This is a genomic window from Pedobacter lithocola, from assembly GCF_042650845.1.
GTDB lineage: Bacteria > Bacteroidota > Bacteroidia > Sphingobacteriales > Sphingobacteriaceae > Pedobacter > Pedobacter lithocola.
The window spans coordinates 47,648-65,445 of the sequence record NZ_JBHSBW010000010.1 but is presented as its reverse complement, the minus strand read 5'-3'; the positions used below and the strand labels follow the sequence as shown (position 1 = coordinate 65,445).

General features: G+C 33.6%; 18 protein-coding genes. 5 read left to right on the top strand and 13 right to left on the bottom strand.

Annotated elements, in window-relative coordinates; translation table 11 throughout:
• The first annotated feature begins 157 nt into the window (after positions 1–157).
• A complete protein-coding gene (locus tag ACFOWA_RS10255) occupies positions 158–1,366 on the top strand; it encodes a 3-deoxy-D-manno-octulosonic acid transferase (protein ID WP_378984793.1) in 1,209 nt (402 codons plus the stop codon).
• Between the two features lie 45 nt (positions 1,367–1,411).
• Here ACFOWA_RS10255 and hemH read toward each other — a convergent pair whose 3' ends face one another.
• From hemH to ACFOWA_RS10220, 7 genes are all read right to left on the bottom strand, one after another.
• Positions 1,412–2,422 (bottom strand): ferrochelatase, encoded by a 1,011-nt coding sequence (hemH, locus tag ACFOWA_RS10250; RefSeq protein WP_378984792.1) that lies wholly within the window; start codon positions 2,420–2,422, stop codon positions 1,412–1,414.
• An 83-nt stretch (positions 2,423–2,505) separates the two neighbouring features.
• Positions 2,506–3,276 carry a fatty acid desaturase gene (locus tag ACFOWA_RS10245; protein WP_378984790.1) on the bottom strand — a complete coding sequence of 257 codons (771 nt, stop codon included), beginning with the start codon at positions 3,274–3,276 and terminating at the stop codon, positions 2,506–2,508.
• Positions 3,234–4,082 carry a 4-hydroxy-3-methylbut-2-enyl diphosphate reductase gene (locus ACFOWA_RS10240; RefSeq protein WP_378984788.1) on the bottom strand — a complete coding sequence of 283 codons (849 nt, stop codon included), beginning with the start codon at positions 4,080–4,082 and terminating at the stop codon, positions 3,234–3,236. The genes ACFOWA_RS10245 and ACFOWA_RS10240 overlap by 43 nt, the downstream gene beginning before the upstream one ends.
• A 27-nt stretch (positions 4,083–4,109) precedes the next feature.
• Positions 4,110–4,769 (bottom strand): carotenoid biosynthesis protein, encoded by a 660-nt coding sequence (locus ACFOWA_RS10235; RefSeq protein ID WP_378984786.1) that lies wholly within the window; start codon positions 4,767–4,769, stop codon positions 4,110–4,112.
• The gene (locus ACFOWA_RS10230; protein ID WP_378984784.1) at positions 4,739–5,836 is read right to left on the bottom strand and encodes a glycosyltransferase; all 1,098 of its coding nucleotides are present in this window, start codon (positions 5,834–5,836) and stop codon (positions 4,739–4,741) included. The genes ACFOWA_RS10235 and ACFOWA_RS10230 overlap by 31 nt, the downstream gene beginning before the upstream one ends.
• Positions 5,833–6,456 carry a 1-acyl-sn-glycerol-3-phosphate acyltransferase gene (locus tag ACFOWA_RS10225; protein WP_378984783.1) on the bottom strand — a complete coding sequence of 208 codons (624 nt, stop codon included), beginning with the start codon at positions 6,454–6,456 and terminating at the stop codon, positions 5,833–5,835. Before ACFOWA_RS10225 ends, ACFOWA_RS10230 begins: the two co-directional genes overlap by 4 nt.
• Positions 6,457–6,533: 77 nt before the next feature.
• On the bottom strand, positions 6,534–7,043 hold the full coding sequence (locus ACFOWA_RS10220) for a phosphoribosyltransferase family protein (protein WP_378984781.1): 510 nt from the start codon (positions 7,041–7,043) through the stop codon (positions 6,534–6,536).
• A 184-nt stretch (positions 7,044–7,227) separates the two neighbouring features.
• Between ACFOWA_RS10220 and ACFOWA_RS10215 the strand changes: the two genes are divergently transcribed.
• A complete protein-coding gene (locus ACFOWA_RS10215) occupies positions 7,228–7,935 on the top strand; it encodes a head GIN domain-containing protein (RefSeq protein WP_378984779.1) in 708 nt (235 codons plus the stop codon).
• A 75-nt stretch (positions 7,936–8,010) separates the two neighbouring features.
• On the opposite strand, the gene ACFOWA_RS10210 is transcribed toward ACFOWA_RS10215, so the two are convergent.
• Both ACFOWA_RS10210 and rlmD read right to left on the bottom strand, forming a co-directional pair.
• Entirely contained in the window at positions 8,011–8,421 is a 411-nt protein-coding gene (locus ACFOWA_RS10210) for a hypothetical protein (RefSeq protein WP_378984777.1), read from the bottom strand.
• An 89-nt stretch (positions 8,422–8,510) separates the two neighbouring features.
• Positions 8,511–9,941 carry a 23S rRNA (uracil(1939)-C(5))-methyltransferase RlmD gene (rlmD, locus tag ACFOWA_RS10205; protein ID WP_378984775.1) on the bottom strand — a complete coding sequence of 477 codons (1,431 nt, stop codon included), beginning with the start codon at positions 9,939–9,941 and terminating at the stop codon, positions 8,511–8,513.
• Between the two features lie 457 nt (positions 9,942–10,398).
• Here rlmD and ACFOWA_RS10200 point away from each other — a divergent pair, with 457 nt between their 5' ends.
• Both ACFOWA_RS10200 and crtD read left to right on the top strand, forming a co-directional pair.
• Positions 10,399–12,102, top strand: a complete 1,704-nt coding sequence (locus tag ACFOWA_RS10200; protein WP_378984773.1) for a M28 family peptidase — start codon at positions 10,399–10,401, stop codon at positions 12,100–12,102.
• Between the two features lie 5 nt (positions 12,103–12,107).
• Positions 12,108–13,568 (top strand): 1-hydroxycarotenoid 3,4-desaturase CrtD, encoded by a 1,461-nt coding sequence (gene crtD / locus ACFOWA_RS10195; RefSeq protein WP_378984771.1) that lies wholly within the window; start codon positions 12,108–12,110, stop codon positions 13,566–13,568.
• On the opposite strand, the gene ACFOWA_RS10190 is transcribed toward crtD, so the two are convergent.
• From ACFOWA_RS10190 to ACFOWA_RS10175, 4 genes are read right to left on the bottom strand one after another with little or no spacing between them, the layout of a single operon-like run.
• Entirely contained in the window at positions 13,565–14,062 is a 498-nt protein-coding gene (locus ACFOWA_RS10190; RefSeq protein WP_378984769.1) for a shikimate kinase, read from the bottom strand. The two genes, crtD and ACFOWA_RS10190, sit on opposite strands and share 4 nt — an antisense overlap.
• Positions 14,063–14,076: 14 nt before the next feature.
• Positions 14,077–15,138 (bottom strand): ABC transporter permease, encoded by a 1,062-nt coding sequence (locus ACFOWA_RS10185; protein ID WP_378984767.1) that lies wholly within the window; start codon positions 15,136–15,138, stop codon positions 14,077–14,079.
• On the bottom strand, positions 15,139–16,290 hold the full coding sequence (locus ACFOWA_RS10180; RefSeq protein ID WP_378984765.1) for a BT_3928 family protein: 1,152 nt from the start codon (positions 16,288–16,290) through the stop codon (positions 15,139–15,141).
• Positions 16,291–16,836 (bottom strand): DUF1599 domain-containing protein, encoded by a 546-nt coding sequence (locus ACFOWA_RS10175; protein WP_378984763.1) that lies wholly within the window; start codon positions 16,834–16,836, stop codon positions 16,291–16,293. It lies immediately after the preceding gene.
• Positions 16,837–16,934: 98 nt separating this feature from the next.
• Here ACFOWA_RS10175 and folP point away from each other — a divergent pair, with 98 nt between their 5' ends.
• A complete protein-coding gene (gene folP, locus ACFOWA_RS10170) occupies positions 16,935–17,789 on the top strand; it encodes a dihydropteroate synthase (RefSeq protein WP_378984761.1) in 855 nt (284 codons plus the stop codon).
• Positions 17,790–17,798 lie beyond the last annotated feature (9 nt).

The following is a 17,798-nucleotide window of genomic DNA, read 5'->3' as shown; positions in this document are numbered from 1 at the left end:
CAAGTTCCGGTAACTAAACCTACATATCCGGTACCAACTACGGCTATTTTCATATATTTAATAGGGGATTTTAAATATTTTCGTTTTATCTTGGCACGAAGATAATAAAATACAATCAATGCTTTTACTTTATACAATAGGAATTAAAATTTATAACTTGATTATTTGGTTTTTCTCCTTTTTTAATTCAAAAGCAGCACTTTTTATTTCTGGAAGGAAACAGATTTTCAAACAGATAGCCGAAAAAATCAATCCGAACGACCAAAATATCTGGTTTCATTTTGCATCATTAGGTGAATTTGAACAAGGAAGACCCGTTCTTGAAAAAATAAAGCAATCACATCCTGATAAGAAAATTATTATAACTTTTTTTTCTCCCTCGGGATATGAAATAAGAAAAAACTATGCTTTGGCCGATGGAATTTTTTATCTGCCGATGGATGGAAGAACAAATGCAAAGCGATTTATTGAACTGATAAATCCTGAGATGGCAATTTTTACAAAATACGAGTTCTGGTATTACTATTTTAAAGAGTTAAAGAATAATAACATTCCGCTTTATGTTATTTCTGGTATCTTCAGGAAAGAGCAAATTTTCTTTAAATTTTATGGAAATTTTTATCGAAAAATATTAAAAAACGTTAGGCACTTTTTTGTTCAGAACAATGAAAGTTTGTCGCTTTTAAAGTCAATTGGATTAAATAATGTAACCTTAAGTGGCGATACACGCTTTGACAGGGTTTATCAAAATTCATTGTCGCCTAAAAAACTACCATTAATAGAATTATTTTGTGAAGATGCACCGGTTATGGTTTGTGGAAGCACTTGGCCAGATGATGAAAAACTTTTATCAGCGTTACCGGATAAATATCCCAATTGGAAATTTATAATTGCACCACATGAAATTGATGAAAGTCATATCAATGATATCGAACAAATATTTCCTGATGCCATTAGATTTTCAAATCTTAAAATAATGGCAGATAACATTAATGAAATTGAACCAGATGCTGTTTATATAACTCAGAATAAAATATTAATTATTGATAATATTGGAATGCTTTCGGCTTTATATCAATATGGGCAAATAGCATATATTGGAGGCGGTTTTGGAGCAGGAATTCATAACACATTAGAGGCGGCAGCTTTTGGCTTGCCTGTAATTTTCGGTCCCAAATTTAATAAATTCCAGGAAGCAAAAGACTTAATTTCAATCAATACGGCAAAGAGTATTTCATCAGTTAACGAGTTGATTGAAGCTTTCGAGGACTTTAAATCAAATGATAAAGCTTCTGTAGCAGCAAAAAACTATGTGATTGATAAAAAAGGAGCAACAGATTCTATTTTAAGCAATATTAGTTTTTAATCCGCTCATCAAATAAAAATGGCTTTACATTAATTAGCTTAATTTCTAATTCACCATTCCTGCTAATGCTTCGATAAATACCGGACTATCATTTAAACTTTCTACCAATTGAACATGTTCTCCGCCCAATTCTTTAAATTCATCATGGTATTCAACAGTTATTTCATATAATGTTTCAAGGCAATCGGCAACGAATGCAGGACTAAAAACCAATAATCTCTTTTTACCTTCTGCAGCTAGTTTCTTTAAAACATCAGTTGTATAAGGCTGAACCCAAGGTTCTTTACCTAAACGGGATTGAAAACAAACGGTATAATTTTCTTTCGATATGTTAAGTTCCTTTGCAATTAACCTCGCAGTATCATGTCCTTGAGCAGAGTAACAAAATTTATTTACATCGGTTAATGTTTGGCAACAATCGGAATTTTTTAAGCAATAGGCACCAGTATGATCACATTTTCTCAATTGCCTTTCTGGTAAACCATGGAAACTAAACAAAATATGATCGTAATTTTCGGGATGATGTTTTCTAGCATTTTCTGCAAAAACTTTTATCATCAATTCATTATCATGAAAAGAATTTACAAAAGATATTGGTGGTACAGTTTGCCATTTGCTTACCAATTCCATAACAAGTTGTATTACCGAACCTGAACTTGCAGAAGCATATTGAGGAAACATTGGAATTACCTGAATACTTTCTACTAAGCCTGCTTTTAAATTGGCCAAAGCGGATGATATAGAAGGATTTTGATAACGCATAGCCAACTCCACATGATAGCCATCGCCTAATCTTTCTTGAAGCATTTTGGCCTGCAATTTACTGTAATACAGCAATGGCGAGCCTTTCTCATCCCAAATTTCTTTGTATAATTTGGCAGTTTTAGGACTTCGAAAAGGAACTATTATACCTTTAACTAAAAGTGTACGGTTAAAAGCAGGAATATCGATTACGCGTTCATCCATCAAAAACTGATCTAAATATCTTTTTACATCAGATACTGCCGGACTATCTGGTGTTCCTAAATTAACTAGTAAAATTCCCTTTTTGCTCATTTAATTAAAATATGTTTTGCGCTGTAAATATCGCCCTTTTTGATACAAGAAACGATTTTTAAATATCAAGATTTGGTAAAAAGCTAAGCTTTTGTTTTATACAACTGCCACCACGGTGTTGCAGGCTTTTGATGATGTTCTAAATGGTAACCAAAGAAATAGCAAGTAATAAAAGCTACAAAATGATTTTTGTTTAGAGTTGATGCGTGGTATTCATTATCATGTTCTCCTTTATGAGGAACATAAGTGCCGAAATAAAACAATTGAAATGTGCTTAAAAGCGACGGTGCAACCCAAAAAATTAATAGGTTCTTTTCTTCAACCCAAATATTTAAAATATTAAAAGCAATGGCCACTATGATTAATTGAACAACATTAACATAATTAAGCATAAAGCTTAAATACCATTTCCAAAAACCATGAGGTGCAAAATCAGGATCCTTTTCGGTATGCACATGGTTGTGGTGGTTGTGATGCTTATCGTATAGTTTGTTGTAAAAGAAACCTGCATAGAGAAATACAGACAGATATCCAAAAAAATTATTCAGTTTTCTATTCGATGATATTGTACCATGCATGGCATCATGCGCAGTGATAAATAGCCCTGTATATAGGTGCATTTGCACAAAAATCATTAAATAAACCAGAGGGTTGGTCCACTCAAATTGCCATGTTAGTAATAAAAAAAGTGATGTAAACCAGCAGACTAATATCGCTAAAGCAAAATATACCCCTTTAAAAGTTTGTGCGTTTTTCAATTGACTTTTTATATTGAACAATTTAAGAAGGAAATTGATTTGCCTTTCGGTAGTTAATATTGTTGCAACGCTAACTTTACCTTTTCCATTAGCCACATTGGGGTAGATGTAGCACCACAGATACCAACCTTATCATTTTCGTTAAACCAGTTTATATCCACCTCATCTTCATTAGAAATGAAGTAAGAGTTGTTGTTATGTTTCTTACAAACATCATAAAGAACTTTACCATTTGAAGATTTTTTGCCCGAAACAAATATAATTTTATCGTAATGGCTAACAAATTCTTCTAGTTCTTGATAGCGATTAGATACCTGCCTGCATATCGTATCATTTGCTTTAACCTCATAACCACGAGATAATAGTTGATCTTTAATGTGATAGAATTTATCGGTGCTTTTGGTTGTTTGGCTATATAAAGTAAATTTAGCAGGCAAATCAACATTGTCTAATTCGGCCAAATCTTGAAATACAATTGCATCTCCATCAGTTTGCCCTTGTAGGCCTATAACTTCTGCATGACCATGTTTACCGAAAATGAGTATCTGTTCATCTTCATCGTAAGAATTTTTTATTCTATTTTGAAGCTTTAAAACAACAGGACAAGATGCATCAATAAGTGTTAAATTATTTTCCAGTGCCAATTGATAAGTTGATGGCGCTTCACCGTGTGCCCTTATTAAAACCTTTTCATTTTTAAGGGTGTGAAGAATTTCATGATCGATAATTTTTAAGCCTCTTTTTGTTAGCCGTTCAACTTCTTCATCATTATGTACAATATCGCCCAAGCAATACAAATAACCTTCACTATCTAAAATATCTTCGGCCATTTCTATAGCGTAAACAACGCCAAAGCAAAACCCTGATGATTTATCGATAGTGACTTGTAAATTATAACTCATTGTATTACAAAAATAAACAAAAATATTTTATCGCGTTGTCATGTATAAGACAACAAAAAATATAAATTGACATAAAAACATTGTTGTGCCAATATACTTTTGCTGTTTTAAGCCTAAAGCATAATAAAACTTCAATAAAATTACAGAAACAATAAACCAGGCCACATAATTTTGCAAAGGAATTTCGTGCCAATCCCAATGCCAGTAATCAAATTTCATTGCAACAGGTTCTAAAAAATAATCGAAGGTAATTAAAAACAAACCTCCTAAAAGAGATGCTAGAATGCCATTTCTTATTTTGAAGCTTTTTATCATTTGGCCCATGCTAAAAATCAGGATAACCCAATTAACACCCATAAGCAATGGCACTGCTGCCACTTTGAAGCCTAAAGTTGTACCATAATAATAACTGCCAAAAATTTTACCTGTTTTAACACCTAGTACTTCGACCAAAAAACCACATAAAAAAACTCCTGAAACAAAAAGCAGAAGCCTTTTTACATCTCCATTGTATGTAAATACAATAATTGCAAACATTAAAAGCAAATGAAATGGAACTAGCTTCATGAAATAAGGTTGTGCTATCGGAATTAAAAACCCAAACAAACCAACCAAATGAAAAATGATAATCGCGGCTACTGCCAGTTTTTTTACTTTTAAATCGGCTTTATCAATCTGCCCTTCCATGTTCCTGTTTTAAATAAAAATTTTATTATTGATACGATTGCTATAAACAAATAAATTAACATTTGTAGAGGATGCAATATTAGGTTTAATATTACATTTTGTCCTGATAAAAATGATATCATTATTCTGCAAAGCAATATTAATGTTATTGGCAATACAAGCAACGCTACATCAAAGTTTATGGCCAAAACTATCGGGCCACCAGTTACCAAAAGCTGGTATAGCAGCAGTATAAAAACATTATTACCAAAACCAGCTAGCAAATTTTTGCTAAAACCATTAATACTTTCGCTTAGGTTTTTATACATTCGGCAATAAATTAAACCATTAGCCAATAATGCTTCGCCCTTAAAACCTTCAATTTTTATGCGTTTCATTATCTCAACATCTTCTACAACAAGATACTTTACTTTTTCATGCCAAGAATTTTCCTTGTAAATTGAGGCGTTAAAAAACATACATTGCCCACTGGCCGCAGCAAAAGCAGGGTTTTTTGATAATTTAACCAATCGCAATGGAAGTAGATTTAATAGAATAAAATGCATTAAAGGAACAGTGATTTGCTCTCCAAAACTAAGCATGGTTTGATTTGTGAATAAACTTAATAAGCTTAAATTTTCGCTTTCCATCCTAGAAATTAGGCTGTTTATTAACCCTCGCTTCACAATCTCATCAGCATCTACAAACAAAAAGTATTTACCTGTTGCAATTTTAGACAGTTGATGGCAGGCATAATTTTTTCCGAGCCAGCCTGCAGGTAGTTCTTCGCCTTTGATTACTTTAAATTGGTGATTCTCCTTCGCAAAATTATCTACAAGTTCGAAAGTATTATCGCTGCTGTTATCATCTAAAACAATAACCTCATAATTTAAGTAATCTTGTTCTTTTATAGATTGAAGCAACTGAATGATGTTTTCTGCTTCATTTCTAGCCGGAATAAGAATAGAAACTTTATCCTTATAAAATTTAATAGCCCTGGGTAATTTAGGATTAGAGAGGAAGTTAAAAACGGTTACCGAAAACCTTATAACAAGAAATAACAGTGCTGCATAAATAAAAATCGTCATTCGGTAATTTGTGTTTGTTTAACAACAGCATTATCATAATGTTTATTGTATTCACTTTTTAACAATTGAAGGCTCGTGTATTCTTCGTTTTCCCAGTTTTGAAGATATGTATATGCCGATGCTTTACGTTTTGAAAAGTAATCAACAAAGGTGGCTGCAAAAACTATGTTTAGCTTTTTCTGACTGGAATTTATCATTTGCATTACCCCTTTTTGAAAGTTTATACTCTTTAAGTGATTAGAATACAGCTTACCCTGAGGAAATACCAGTACCAAATTATCCGTATTATCTAAAAGCTTACCCGCATAATTTAAAGTTTCTAAAATATCCTTACCACTATTTTCTGGGGCAAAAGCTCCTAAATATTTTAAGAAACCAACCTTATTGTAATTTTCTGCATTAACTAAAACATGAAAATTTTTCTTAAAGATCTTTTTATTGATATAGAATATTAAAAATCCATCCCACCAACTAAAATGGTTCGCTAAAATTAATACAGATGCATTGGGTTTGATTGCAACATTATCAAATTTAAAGGCAGCAAAATCTTTGTCAATGATAAATTGAATGTACCAAGAGAAAAATTTAAAAATGATGTTGCTTTTGCGAGGGTGATACATGTGGTAAGTTGCAAAAATTTGAGGTGATTTGCAAATATTGGATTCTAGTAGTATCCAGATGTTAAGTACGGAAGAAGTTAACTTAAATAAACTCGATCTTCCTCGCCTTCAACATCCATAACAACATCTACATGCTCTTTTAAAATAGTTGCCAATTCAAGTCCTACATAATCTGTAGCAATAGGAAAAATTTTATGGCTTCTATCTACCAACACAACTGTTCTGATTTTTTTATGCGGTGTATTTAAGAAAACCCCCAATCCATAAGCCAATGTTTTGCCACTATTTAGCACATCATCAACCAAAATAATTACCTTATTTCTCCACTGGCTTTCATCCAAATCGGTTTTTGCAATTAATTTACTGCTATTTCTTTCTAAATCAATACGTAATAAAGTCAATTTAAAATCGGCGATTTTTTTTAACACCTTTTCTAAACGAATGGCTAATTTGTATCCCCTATCCCAGATTCCTGCCAGCACGATTTCTTTCTCGTTAATATTATCTTCTAAAATTTGATAAGCTATACGATCTATCTTTTGCTGTATTTGTTTTTTATTCAGAATAAGTAATTGTGAGGTAGCCATTGTTAAAGGGTTTGAATACAAAAAGAACGATTTTAAGGCTGAAATTCAAACTATTTAAAAAATATTTTTGATTGCTTGCAACGTTTACACCATCGTAGCGTCTTATGGTTAACCAAAAACTAAAAATCCCTGCCGAATCAAAAAACCAAACAGATGATGGCAAGTTTCTTAAACAACATTAATTATGAAAAACATTTTAAAAACCTCTGCAACCTTATTATTAATTACGGCAAGCTTTTGTATTGCCAAGGCTCAAGATACAAAATCAATAAGTGTAAAAAATTTTAGCAGCATTACAATAAGCAGTGGTATCGATTTGTATTTAACGCAAAGCGGAAGCGAAAGTTTAAGCGTTAAAGCAACATCAGATTTATTAAAAGATGTAGTTGTTGAACAAAATGGAGGCAACTTAACCATCAAGATGAAAGAAGGCATCAATTGGAGTTCGATGTTTAAGAATCAAACCATAAAAGCTTATGTAAATTTTAAAACATTATCGGCGCTTACCGCATCTGGAGGGAGCGATGTTTTATCTCAAGGGCAGATAAAAGCTGGTAAATTTGTCCTTAAATCGTCAGGAGGTTCTGATGTTAAATTGAATCTGGTTTGTAGCAATTTAGAGTTACAAAGTAGTGGAGGTAGCGATGTTAAATTAACAGGAAAAGCAGAAAATATGATTTTGCAATCGAGCGGTGGAAGTGATGTTAATGCATATGATTTCGTGGTAGATTACGCAAAAGTTTCATCATCTGGTGGTTCTGATGCGAATATTAATGTTAACAAAGGTTTAGAAGCCAGCGCATCGGGTGGAAGTGATGTACACTACAAAGGAAATGCTTCGGTAAAGAAAACATCATCATCTAAAAGTGGTGACGTAATAAAAGTTGATTAGTAAATAGATGTAAATTTAAGCTTGTCGTAACCTTAAAGTATTTCGACAAGCTTAATCCATTAAAAAATCAAATTATTAATTTTTACTCTTTTTATACGGGTAATAAATAAAGTTTGCGCCTTCTGGCACAATTACAAAAACACACATAAAATTCTCAGGTTTTTTGTAAACTTTTAAAAATTGCTCTTTCTTCTCCTTATTAATAATTCCCTTCTCAACAAATTCCTCCAAGGTAGATGCCTGGATGGTCCAATCGGTATTTAGTTCTTCTCTGTTTAAAATTATCTCACCAAGCTTAACTTCATGCTGATGAGCAATAAAAATCGGGTGTGCAGAAATCCCTTCAACCATAATTTCTATAGCAACTTCTTTAATGGCATCTGCATAAAATTCTAAATCTTTTTCTAAACTTAGAAGCGGACTTTCCTGCTTTTTCGGCTCGCCACTATCTTCGGGTGTTGCACTTAATAATTCTTCTCTATCCATCTTTAATTAAATTTTAAATGAGTGAATGAATAAGTAAATATTAATAAGCGTTCTATTATATTCACTCCATCTTTCATTCAATTACGCCCTCATTTTAATCTTAACAAAACCACATTTTCAACATGCTGTGTATGTGGAAACATATCAACAGGTTTTATGCGAACTACGTCGTACTTATCTTTCATTAATTCCAAATCTCTCGCCTGCGTAGCTGCATTACAACTTACATAAACAATTTTTTCGGCTTCCATTTCCAATAATCGTTGTACAACATCTGCATGCATACCTGCCCTTGGCGGGTCGGTGATAACAACATCGGGTTTACCATGCGCTAAAATAAAATCTGCCGTTAAAATATCCTTCATGTCGCCGGCATAAAAGGTGGTATTTTCAATACCATTAAGTTCCGAATTAAATTTAGCATCCTCAATAGCAGTTGGCACATACTCTACACCAACAACATGCTTTACATTTCTAGCAACAAAATTCGCGATTGTTCCTGCACCTGTATATAAATCGTAAACAAGTTCATCACCTTTAAAATCGGCAAATTCTCGTGTAATTTTATAAAGTTCTGTTGCCTGCTCTGAATTGGTTTGATAAAAAGATTTTACACCAATTTTAAAACGAACACTTTCTCCACCCTCAACTCCTGCAGGCATTTCTTCGAAAATATGGTCGCGACCAGAAAAAGTTACTACATCCTGATCGAAAATGGTATCGTTTTTCTTTTGGTTGATGATATAAAGCAAGGATGTTATTTGAGGAAATTCTGATTTAAGGAAATTCATTAAAGCATTTACTTGCCCTTCCTCTGGATAAGCAAAAACAACGGCAAGCATTATTTCACCAGTGCTAGAAGTTCTGATAATCAGATTGCGCAAAGCACCTTCGTGATTTCTTAAATCATAAAATGATAATCCGTTTGCTAACGAAAACTTGCGAACGGCATTCCTGATCTGATTTGATGGTTCATCTTGCAGATAGCAATGCTCTATATCTAAAATTTTATCAAAACGAAGCGGAACATGAAACCCTAAAGCATTCATATCAAATTCTTCATCGCGTTCTACATCTACTTTCTCTAACCAGCGTTTGTTAGAAAATGTAAATTCAAGCTTGTTTCTGTAATATCTATTCTTTGCCGATCCTAATATGGGTTCGGCTATGGAAGTATCAATTTTACCAAGTCGTTGCAGCGCCGCCTCTACATTTTTTTGTTTAAATTTTAATTGAGAATCGTACCCCATGTGTTGCCATTTACAGCCACCACAACTACCAAAATGCTTACAAAAAGGCTCGGTACGCAACGTAGATTGCTCATGTAATTGTTCTATAATTGCTTCGGCAAAGTTTTTTTTCTTTTTGGTTAGGCGAACATCAACAACATCGCCAGGAACGGCTTTATCTACAAAAATGACCAACTCATCGGCTTTACCAACACCCTTTCCTTCTTCAGCAATATCAATTATATGTACGTTTTGAATTATGGTTATCGTACATGGTTTTTTTCTACTCATTGTGCAGCAAAGATAAGTGGAAAAGCTGAAAGACTAAAGCGTAAAGCTAATTTCAGAACAATTACAAATTGTAATTAGAGAAACAGAAACGGATTGAAGAAATGAAGGATGAAAGAATTTTGAAAATTACAACGATAACAACTGCCTTTGTTTATTTGAAAATCAAAAGATGTTGGCAACAATTAAAAGATTTGAAATATCATTTTGAGAAAAACTTAAATGCTGTTCCCCAAAAACCATCTAACCAATTAAATTTTAGGTCAAATTTCTCATCTACTTGTACAGAAAACTCTAATATTTCATTACTCATGGCTAAAAACCTCCTTATTTACACAATAATACAAAAATTAGACCAAAAACCAAAACGGTTCAAATTAAATTTACGTTAAGCTTATATGAATAATTAGAACCTTTAATCAATAAACAATTCTCACTATCTTTCGCTTTTATTCCCCTTATGAAAATTAAATTACTTCTGAGCCTAATTGTAATCAGTTTTACTGCCTTTGCACAAAATACCACCGACCAATATTTTAAGCTAACCCGTGCCGGATTTAACGAAAACAATGCTTACACAACAACAGCTTTTGTAGAAAAATATTTCCGGGTTCCGGGTAATGAAGGTTTTAATGCAAGCATTCATCATGTAGAAGATATTTTAAAAAAAGCAGGTTTTGTAGCGCAAAAACAAAACGAATTTGAGGCACCTTTAACTTATCGTATCGAAAAACGAACGATGAAAAATAAAACGTGGGAGCCTGTTGATGCCAATATCGACATTGTTGGAGAAACACAACCTTTAATTTCGTACAAGACCAATCGCAATATGATTCCGATTAATTGCGGTTCTACACCAGCTGAAGGTATTACGGCTGAAGTTGTTTACATCGAAAAGATTGTACCAGCCGAAATAGAAAAAATGGATTTGAAAGGTAAAATTCTATTTTCAGAAAATTCTCCTTCCAGATTATTAGCTACTGCATTAAAAGCTGGCGCCGTAGGTGTTTTAGGTTATTCAATGCCAAAATATACTCAACCAGAAGTTCACCAAACATCAATCCAATTCGGTAGCATGAGGGCAAATAGCGAGGTATGGACTTTGCTTTTATCATACGCAGCAAAGGAAAAACTTAAGGCAGCTTGCTTAAAAGGTACAACAAAACTAAAAGTTAATATTGAAACCAAAATATATACAGCAGAAGAATTAACCCTGGTTGCAAATGTAAAAGGTAGTGAAAAACCAAGCGAACGATTTGTTTTTAGTGCTCATGTTCAAGAACCTGGGGCAAATGATAATGCTAGTGGCGTTGGTACTTTAGCAGAAATGGCTCGCTTAACAGCATCACTCTATCAGGAAAAAAAACTAAATCCAAAACGTACGCTAACTTTTTTGTGGGGCGATGAAATTATATCGACCAGAAGATACATTACAGAAGATAGCACCCGGGCAAAAGGAATTTTATGGGGCATGAGCTTAGATATGGTTGGAGAGGATACAAAGAAAACGGGTGGTTCATTTTTAATCGAAAAGATGCCCGATCCATCAGCAATTTGGACTAGAGGTACAGATAAACACACAGAATGGGGTGCTGGAGATGTTAAAGAAAAAGATCTTTTCCCTCATTATTTTAATGATTTTATTTTCGATATCTGTAAAGCGCAAGGCAAATTTGCAAACTGGAAAGTAAATTACAACCCTTTTGAAGGTGGTAGTGACCATACTCCGTTTCTTCAAAATAAAATACCAGGCTTACTGATGTGGCATTTTACGGATGTTTTCTATCACACCGATAATGATAGAATCGATAAGGTTTCTGCTACGGAAATGAAAAATGTTGGCATAAGTGCTTTAACGGCTGCATTTTCATTAATATCTGCTGATGAAAATGCAGCCACATCAACTATTGCTCAAGTTAAAAGTGATGCTTTGGCAAGATTAAAAATAGAATTTGATTTAAGTAAAAAAGCAATTGCTGAAGGAAAACCAGCATCTGATGAAAAGCATATTATTGAGGTTTGGAGCAAATGGTATGTTGATGCCTTGGCTACTATAAATAAAATGCCGGTAACATCAGCAAGCACAAGAGTTGGTTCATCAATAAAGGTTGCCACCATTGAATTGGAAAAACAAACAAGGGTTTATTTAGAGCAGTTGAAATAAATTAAATGCGCAAAGCAATAATTATTGGTGCCGGAATTGCAGGAATCGCTTCGGCAATACGAATGGCTGTTAAAGGCTACAGTGTAGAAGTATTTGAATCAAATCCTTATGCCGGAGGTAAACTATCAGAGATTAACATACAAGGTTTTCGGTTTGACGCTGGTCCGAGTTTATTTACTATGCCGCAATATGTTGATGAACTTTTTACACTGGCAGGCAAAAACCCAAAAGACTATTTTGAATATGAAAAGCTTGATGAAATTTGCAGGTATTTCTATGAAGATGGCTTAAAATTAACGGCTTATGCTGATGTGACCAAATTTGGTGCAGAATTAGCAGAAAAAACAAATTCTAATGCGGCTGAAGTGGATAGCTTTCTTGCAAAAAGCAAAATCATATATGCTGTAACGCATAAAGTTTTTTTAGAAAGAACCTTGCACAAAGTAAAAAGCTATTTACATTGGGATACCTTAAAATCTGTATTTCGCTTTGGTAATATTGATGCTTTTAGAACTCAGAACAAAGCCAATGAAAGTTTTTTTAAGGATAGAAGAATTGTTCAGCTCTTTAACCGATACGCTACATATAATGGTTCCAATCCTTATCAAGCGCCAGCCACTTTAAATGTAATCCCACACTTCGAGTATCATTTTGGCGCATTTTTGCCAAAGAAAGGAATGTACAGTATAACACTTGCATTAGTGAAACTTGCTGAAGATGTAGGCGTTAAATTTGATTTCAACCAAAAGGTAGATGCAATTGATTACCAGAATAAGAAAATAAAAGGAATATTGGTTGGAGGAAAATTCGTTGCTGCAGATACAGTTATCTCCAATCTTGATATTTGGTTTACCTATAAAACTTTACTTAAAAATTTACCGCCGCCCACAAAACTTTTGAATCAGGAAAGAAGTAGTTCTGCACTTATATTTTATTGGGGAATTAAGAATATACACCCTGATTTAGATTTGCACAATATTTTGTTTGCCTCGAGTTACGAAACAGAATTTGATACCATTTGGAAGGAAAAAAGCATTCCGCATGATCCAACAATATACATTAACATAACTTCAAAACACATTAAAAACGATGCACCAGAAGGTTGTGAGAACTGGTTTGTAATGATTAACGTTCCGGCAAATAATGGCCAAGAATGGGATCAATTAATTAAGGAAGCAAGGCAGAATATCATTGAAAAAATTAATAGAATTTTAAAGAAAGATATCTCTGAAGATATTATTTGCGAAGAAATTCTAGACCCACGAAGTATTGAGTTTAAAACAGGTTCTTATCAAGGTTCGCTTTATGGCAACAGCTCAAACAATCAGTTTGCAGCATTTTTGAGGCATCCAAATTTTATATCGAAAATTTCGGGTTTGTATTTCTGTGGCGGAAGCGTTCACCCAGGAGGAGGGATTCCTTTAGCCTTGTTATCAGCAAAAATTATTGGTGATGAGATTGGTTAGGCGTTTATCAATTCTACTAATTTATCAGCATCTAAGTCAAAAGCATTAATAACGATTTGTGCTTTTGTATAATAAGGATTCCGTTCTTCAAGCTTTATTTTAATGAATTCAAGTAATTGTTCATCATTTAAATCTTTAATTAATGGGCGCTTTTGGCGATTATGCAATCTGGAAACCAATTGAGCAGGTTCCATTTGCAAATAAATGGTTTTACCGTTTTCATTCATCCAATCCATATTATCAAAAAAGCATGGCAAACCTCCACCCGTGGCAACAACACATGTTTCTGGATAGTTAAAAGTTTTAAGCATCTCACTTTCGTAATCTCTGAATCCACTTTCTCCATAAGCCTCAAAAAACTCGGCAATACTTTTACCAGATTTACTTACAATTTCTGCATCTAAATCAATAACAGGACAATTCAGCTTATTTGCCAACTGTTTTGCCTTGGTGCTTTTACCGCAGCCCATATATCCAATAAGAAAAATAATCATATTTATAAGCTTTGTTAACTCTGCACTAGTTTTACCCTTGGATCTACGTAGGCATAGAGAATATCAACCAATATATTTATAACCACAAACACAAATGCAATAAATAAAATGGAACCCATTACGACCGGAAAATCAGACATTTCTAAAGCTGTAACGGTTGTTCTGCCTAAACCATTATAGCCAAAAATATACTCTACAAAAAAGGAGCCTGCAAGCAGTGATGCAAACCAACCTGATATTGCCGTAATAACAGGGTTCATCGCATTTTTAAGTGCATGTTTATAAATAATCGCGTTTCTTCCTAGTCCTTTAGCTCTAGCAGTTCTGATGTAATCTTGTGCCAATACATCAAGCATTGCACTTCTGGTTAACTGAACTATAATTGCCAAAGGCCTAAGCCCAAGGGTTGTCATAGGCAACCACAAATTTCTTAAAGTTAAAATTTCGCCCTTAAATGGATCGTAGCTGTATAAACTTCCACTCATATTTAAACCAGTATAATCACTTAAAACGAAGCCAAAAAGCCAGGCAATGATAATTCCTGCAAAGAAAGATGGTGCAGAAATGCCTAAAATAGCGAAAGCATTTGCCGATTTATCTATCCATGAATCTTTGTAAACGGCAGATAATACCCCTAAAAAGACGCCAATAATGGTTGCGAAAATCATGGCAGTTAAGGCAAGTATGAAAGTATTCGGAACAGTTTCTGAAAGGATAGCTGTTACATCACGCTTGGTTTGATATGAACTCCGTAGATAAGGTTGCTTCAAAACCAGCGCTTTATCTTTAAAATTAAGCAATTTTACGTAGTGATATTTTTTCTGGGAAGCGCTATCATTATCCAATACGCTTATTGGCGATAAATCATTTACATAGAGTACAAACTGCATTGGCTTTGATCTATCCAATCCAAATTCTTTTCTAACAGCCTCAAGCGATTGCACATCAGCCCGCTGTCCCATTGTCATTCGGGCAGGGTCGCCGGGTAAAATATTAAACAAAATAAAAACAACCAATACTACGCCGGCCATAACCAGTAAGCCATATAAAAGTTTTTTTATTGCGTAGCCTAACATTTATTTACTAAAATACTTATTGCTTAATTGCTCAAAATTTGGCACATTATGAAAATGCCATTTATTAATTACAACACCATTTTTTAAAAGTATTATCCCAGGATTTGCCCTAACCATACTTTTCAGTGGAACAGCATCAGCATAAAAAACCTCAGAAAACAGGTTGTTTTTTTTGATAAATTTTTCTGCATCGCTAGCAGAACTTGAGGTTAACAACACACTTCTAATGTTAAACTGCTGTGTTGCATTTAAAGCCAAAGCGTTTAAATCGCCAATTGCTTTTGTATTAGCATCTTTTAAATTATAGGCTACAAATACCAAACTATAATACGGATTTTCTAACAGCTCCTTTGTATAATCCGTTCCCGAAGCATCGGTTATGATTAAGTCTTTAATTTTTGGGTCGTAACCTTTCTTTACCAGTGTTTTTGTCGGTTCACCAATAATTTCCCAATTATTATCTTTCCAAATTTCTGTTTTTAAGTATTCCTTATCACTCAAATCCTTCTCTGCTTTGGTAGCTTTATTTTTAAGGTGATACATGATTTGAAATTCATCTGGCTTTTCTCCTGCAGGAATAACCATTAATGATGGAATATGTGCGCCAATTTTATAAGGCAAGAAATCAATTACAGGTAAAAAATTATAAGTGTACAAACCAAAAAGTAGTGAGGCAATTGTTATTGTTATCGCTATATTTTTTTGAGCAAGAGCAAGGTTTGTAACTGGTCTTATTAAATCTTTTTTAATAAAAATATAGATGATTAAACCCAGCAAGATTAAATCCTTTATAAAAGATTGCCAAGGTGTTAGTGGAATTGCATCACCAAAACAGCCACAGCTTGTTACTACTTTAAATACCGCTGATACAAATGTTAAAAGGGTAAAAAATATAATTAAAATTAATAAACCCCATGCTACCTTTTTATTCCAAAAACCTAACAGCAATAAAGCGCCAAAAACAATTTCAAGCGTACATATAAGAATAGCTAATCCCGTTGCCATCGGACTTAAAAAGTTTATATGGAAAACCTCGAAATATTCTTGCAGTTTATAACCAAAACCTAATGGATCGTTTGCTTTGATTAATCCTGAAAAAATAAAAAGGACGCCTACAAAGATTCGGGAAATGGTTAAGGCAATATTTTTCATCTATTTTACTCCTAATTTAATCAATGCAAAAACAGCATAATTTAGCATGTCCTGATAGTTTGCATTTACCCCTTCTGATGCTAATGTTTGTCCCTCATTATCTTCAATTTGCTTTACACGAAATATTTTCATTAAAATCAAATCCGTTAAAGAGCTTATCCGCATATCTCTCCAGGCTTCGCCATAATCATGGTTTTTGGCAAACATCAAATCTTTGGTTTCTTTAACTTTAGCATCAAATATAGATTGAACTTCATCAAAAGGTATTTCATTCGAGTCTTGTTCTGTCAAGTCTGATTGCATCATAGCAATAACGCAATAGTTTACAATACCAATATATTCTGATGTTATCCCTTCACCTACCAAACTCACTTTTTTATCTTCTAAAGTACGGATGCGTTGTGCTTTAATAAATATTTGGTCGGTTATAGAGCTTAGCCTCAAAATACGCCATGCGGTACCATAATCTTTAGTTTTTTTTAAAAATAAGGATCTGCAAAGTGCAATCACATCATCAAATTCGGTAGCGGTATTTGTTTGTGCCAAGGCCAATAATTATTTAGTTTTTAATGTATTTTTGTTCTGAAAAACAAAAGCTAAAGATACATTTTTAAAGCGAAACCCAAATCCCGAAAGGGTTTAATATGGCAGAAAATAACTTTTTTGAACCAAAGCAAAGTCTGAATATAAGAGGCAATATCTTTAATTTAAGTAGCCCGAAAGTAATGGGGATTTTAAACATTACCCCCGATTCATTTTATAAAGGTAGCCGAACAAATTCGATTAAGGAGGCATTAATTAAAGCCGAACAATTTTTAAATGAAGGTGCATCATTTGTTGATATTGGTGGTTATTCATCACGACCAGGCGCTACTCACATTACTGAAGATGATGAACTTGCCAGAATTATTCCTGTTGTTGAAGCTTTAAATAAACATTTGCCACAAGCAATTATTTCTATTGATACTTTTAGAGCTAAGATTGCTAAAGAAAGTATTTTTACTGGCGCTCATATAATCAATGATATTTCTGCTGGTGAAATGGACAACAAAATGTTCGAAACCATAGCAAAACTACAAGTGCCTTATATTATTATGCACATGCAGCGAACGCCCCAGACTATGCAGCAAAATCCAGTTTACAATAATGTTTTACTTGATGTAGTTGATTACTTTGCTAAGAAAGTTGCTGCATTAAAAGCATTGAATGTTCATGATGTTATCATCGACCCTGGTTTTGGCTTCGGTAAAACCATCGAACACAATTATGAACTTTTGAAGCAAATGGAAGATTTTAAAATATTTAAACTGCCCATACTTGCTGGTTTTTCGCGAAAAGGAATGATTCATAAATTTTTGGGCACTTCTGCTGCTGAAGCTTTAAATGGAACAACTGTTTTAAATACGGTAGCGTTACAAAAAGGCGCCAAAATACTTCGTGTACATGATGTTAAAGAAGCTGTAGAATGTGTGAAATTAATCGAAAAATTAAACTGTTAGGTTCCGTAT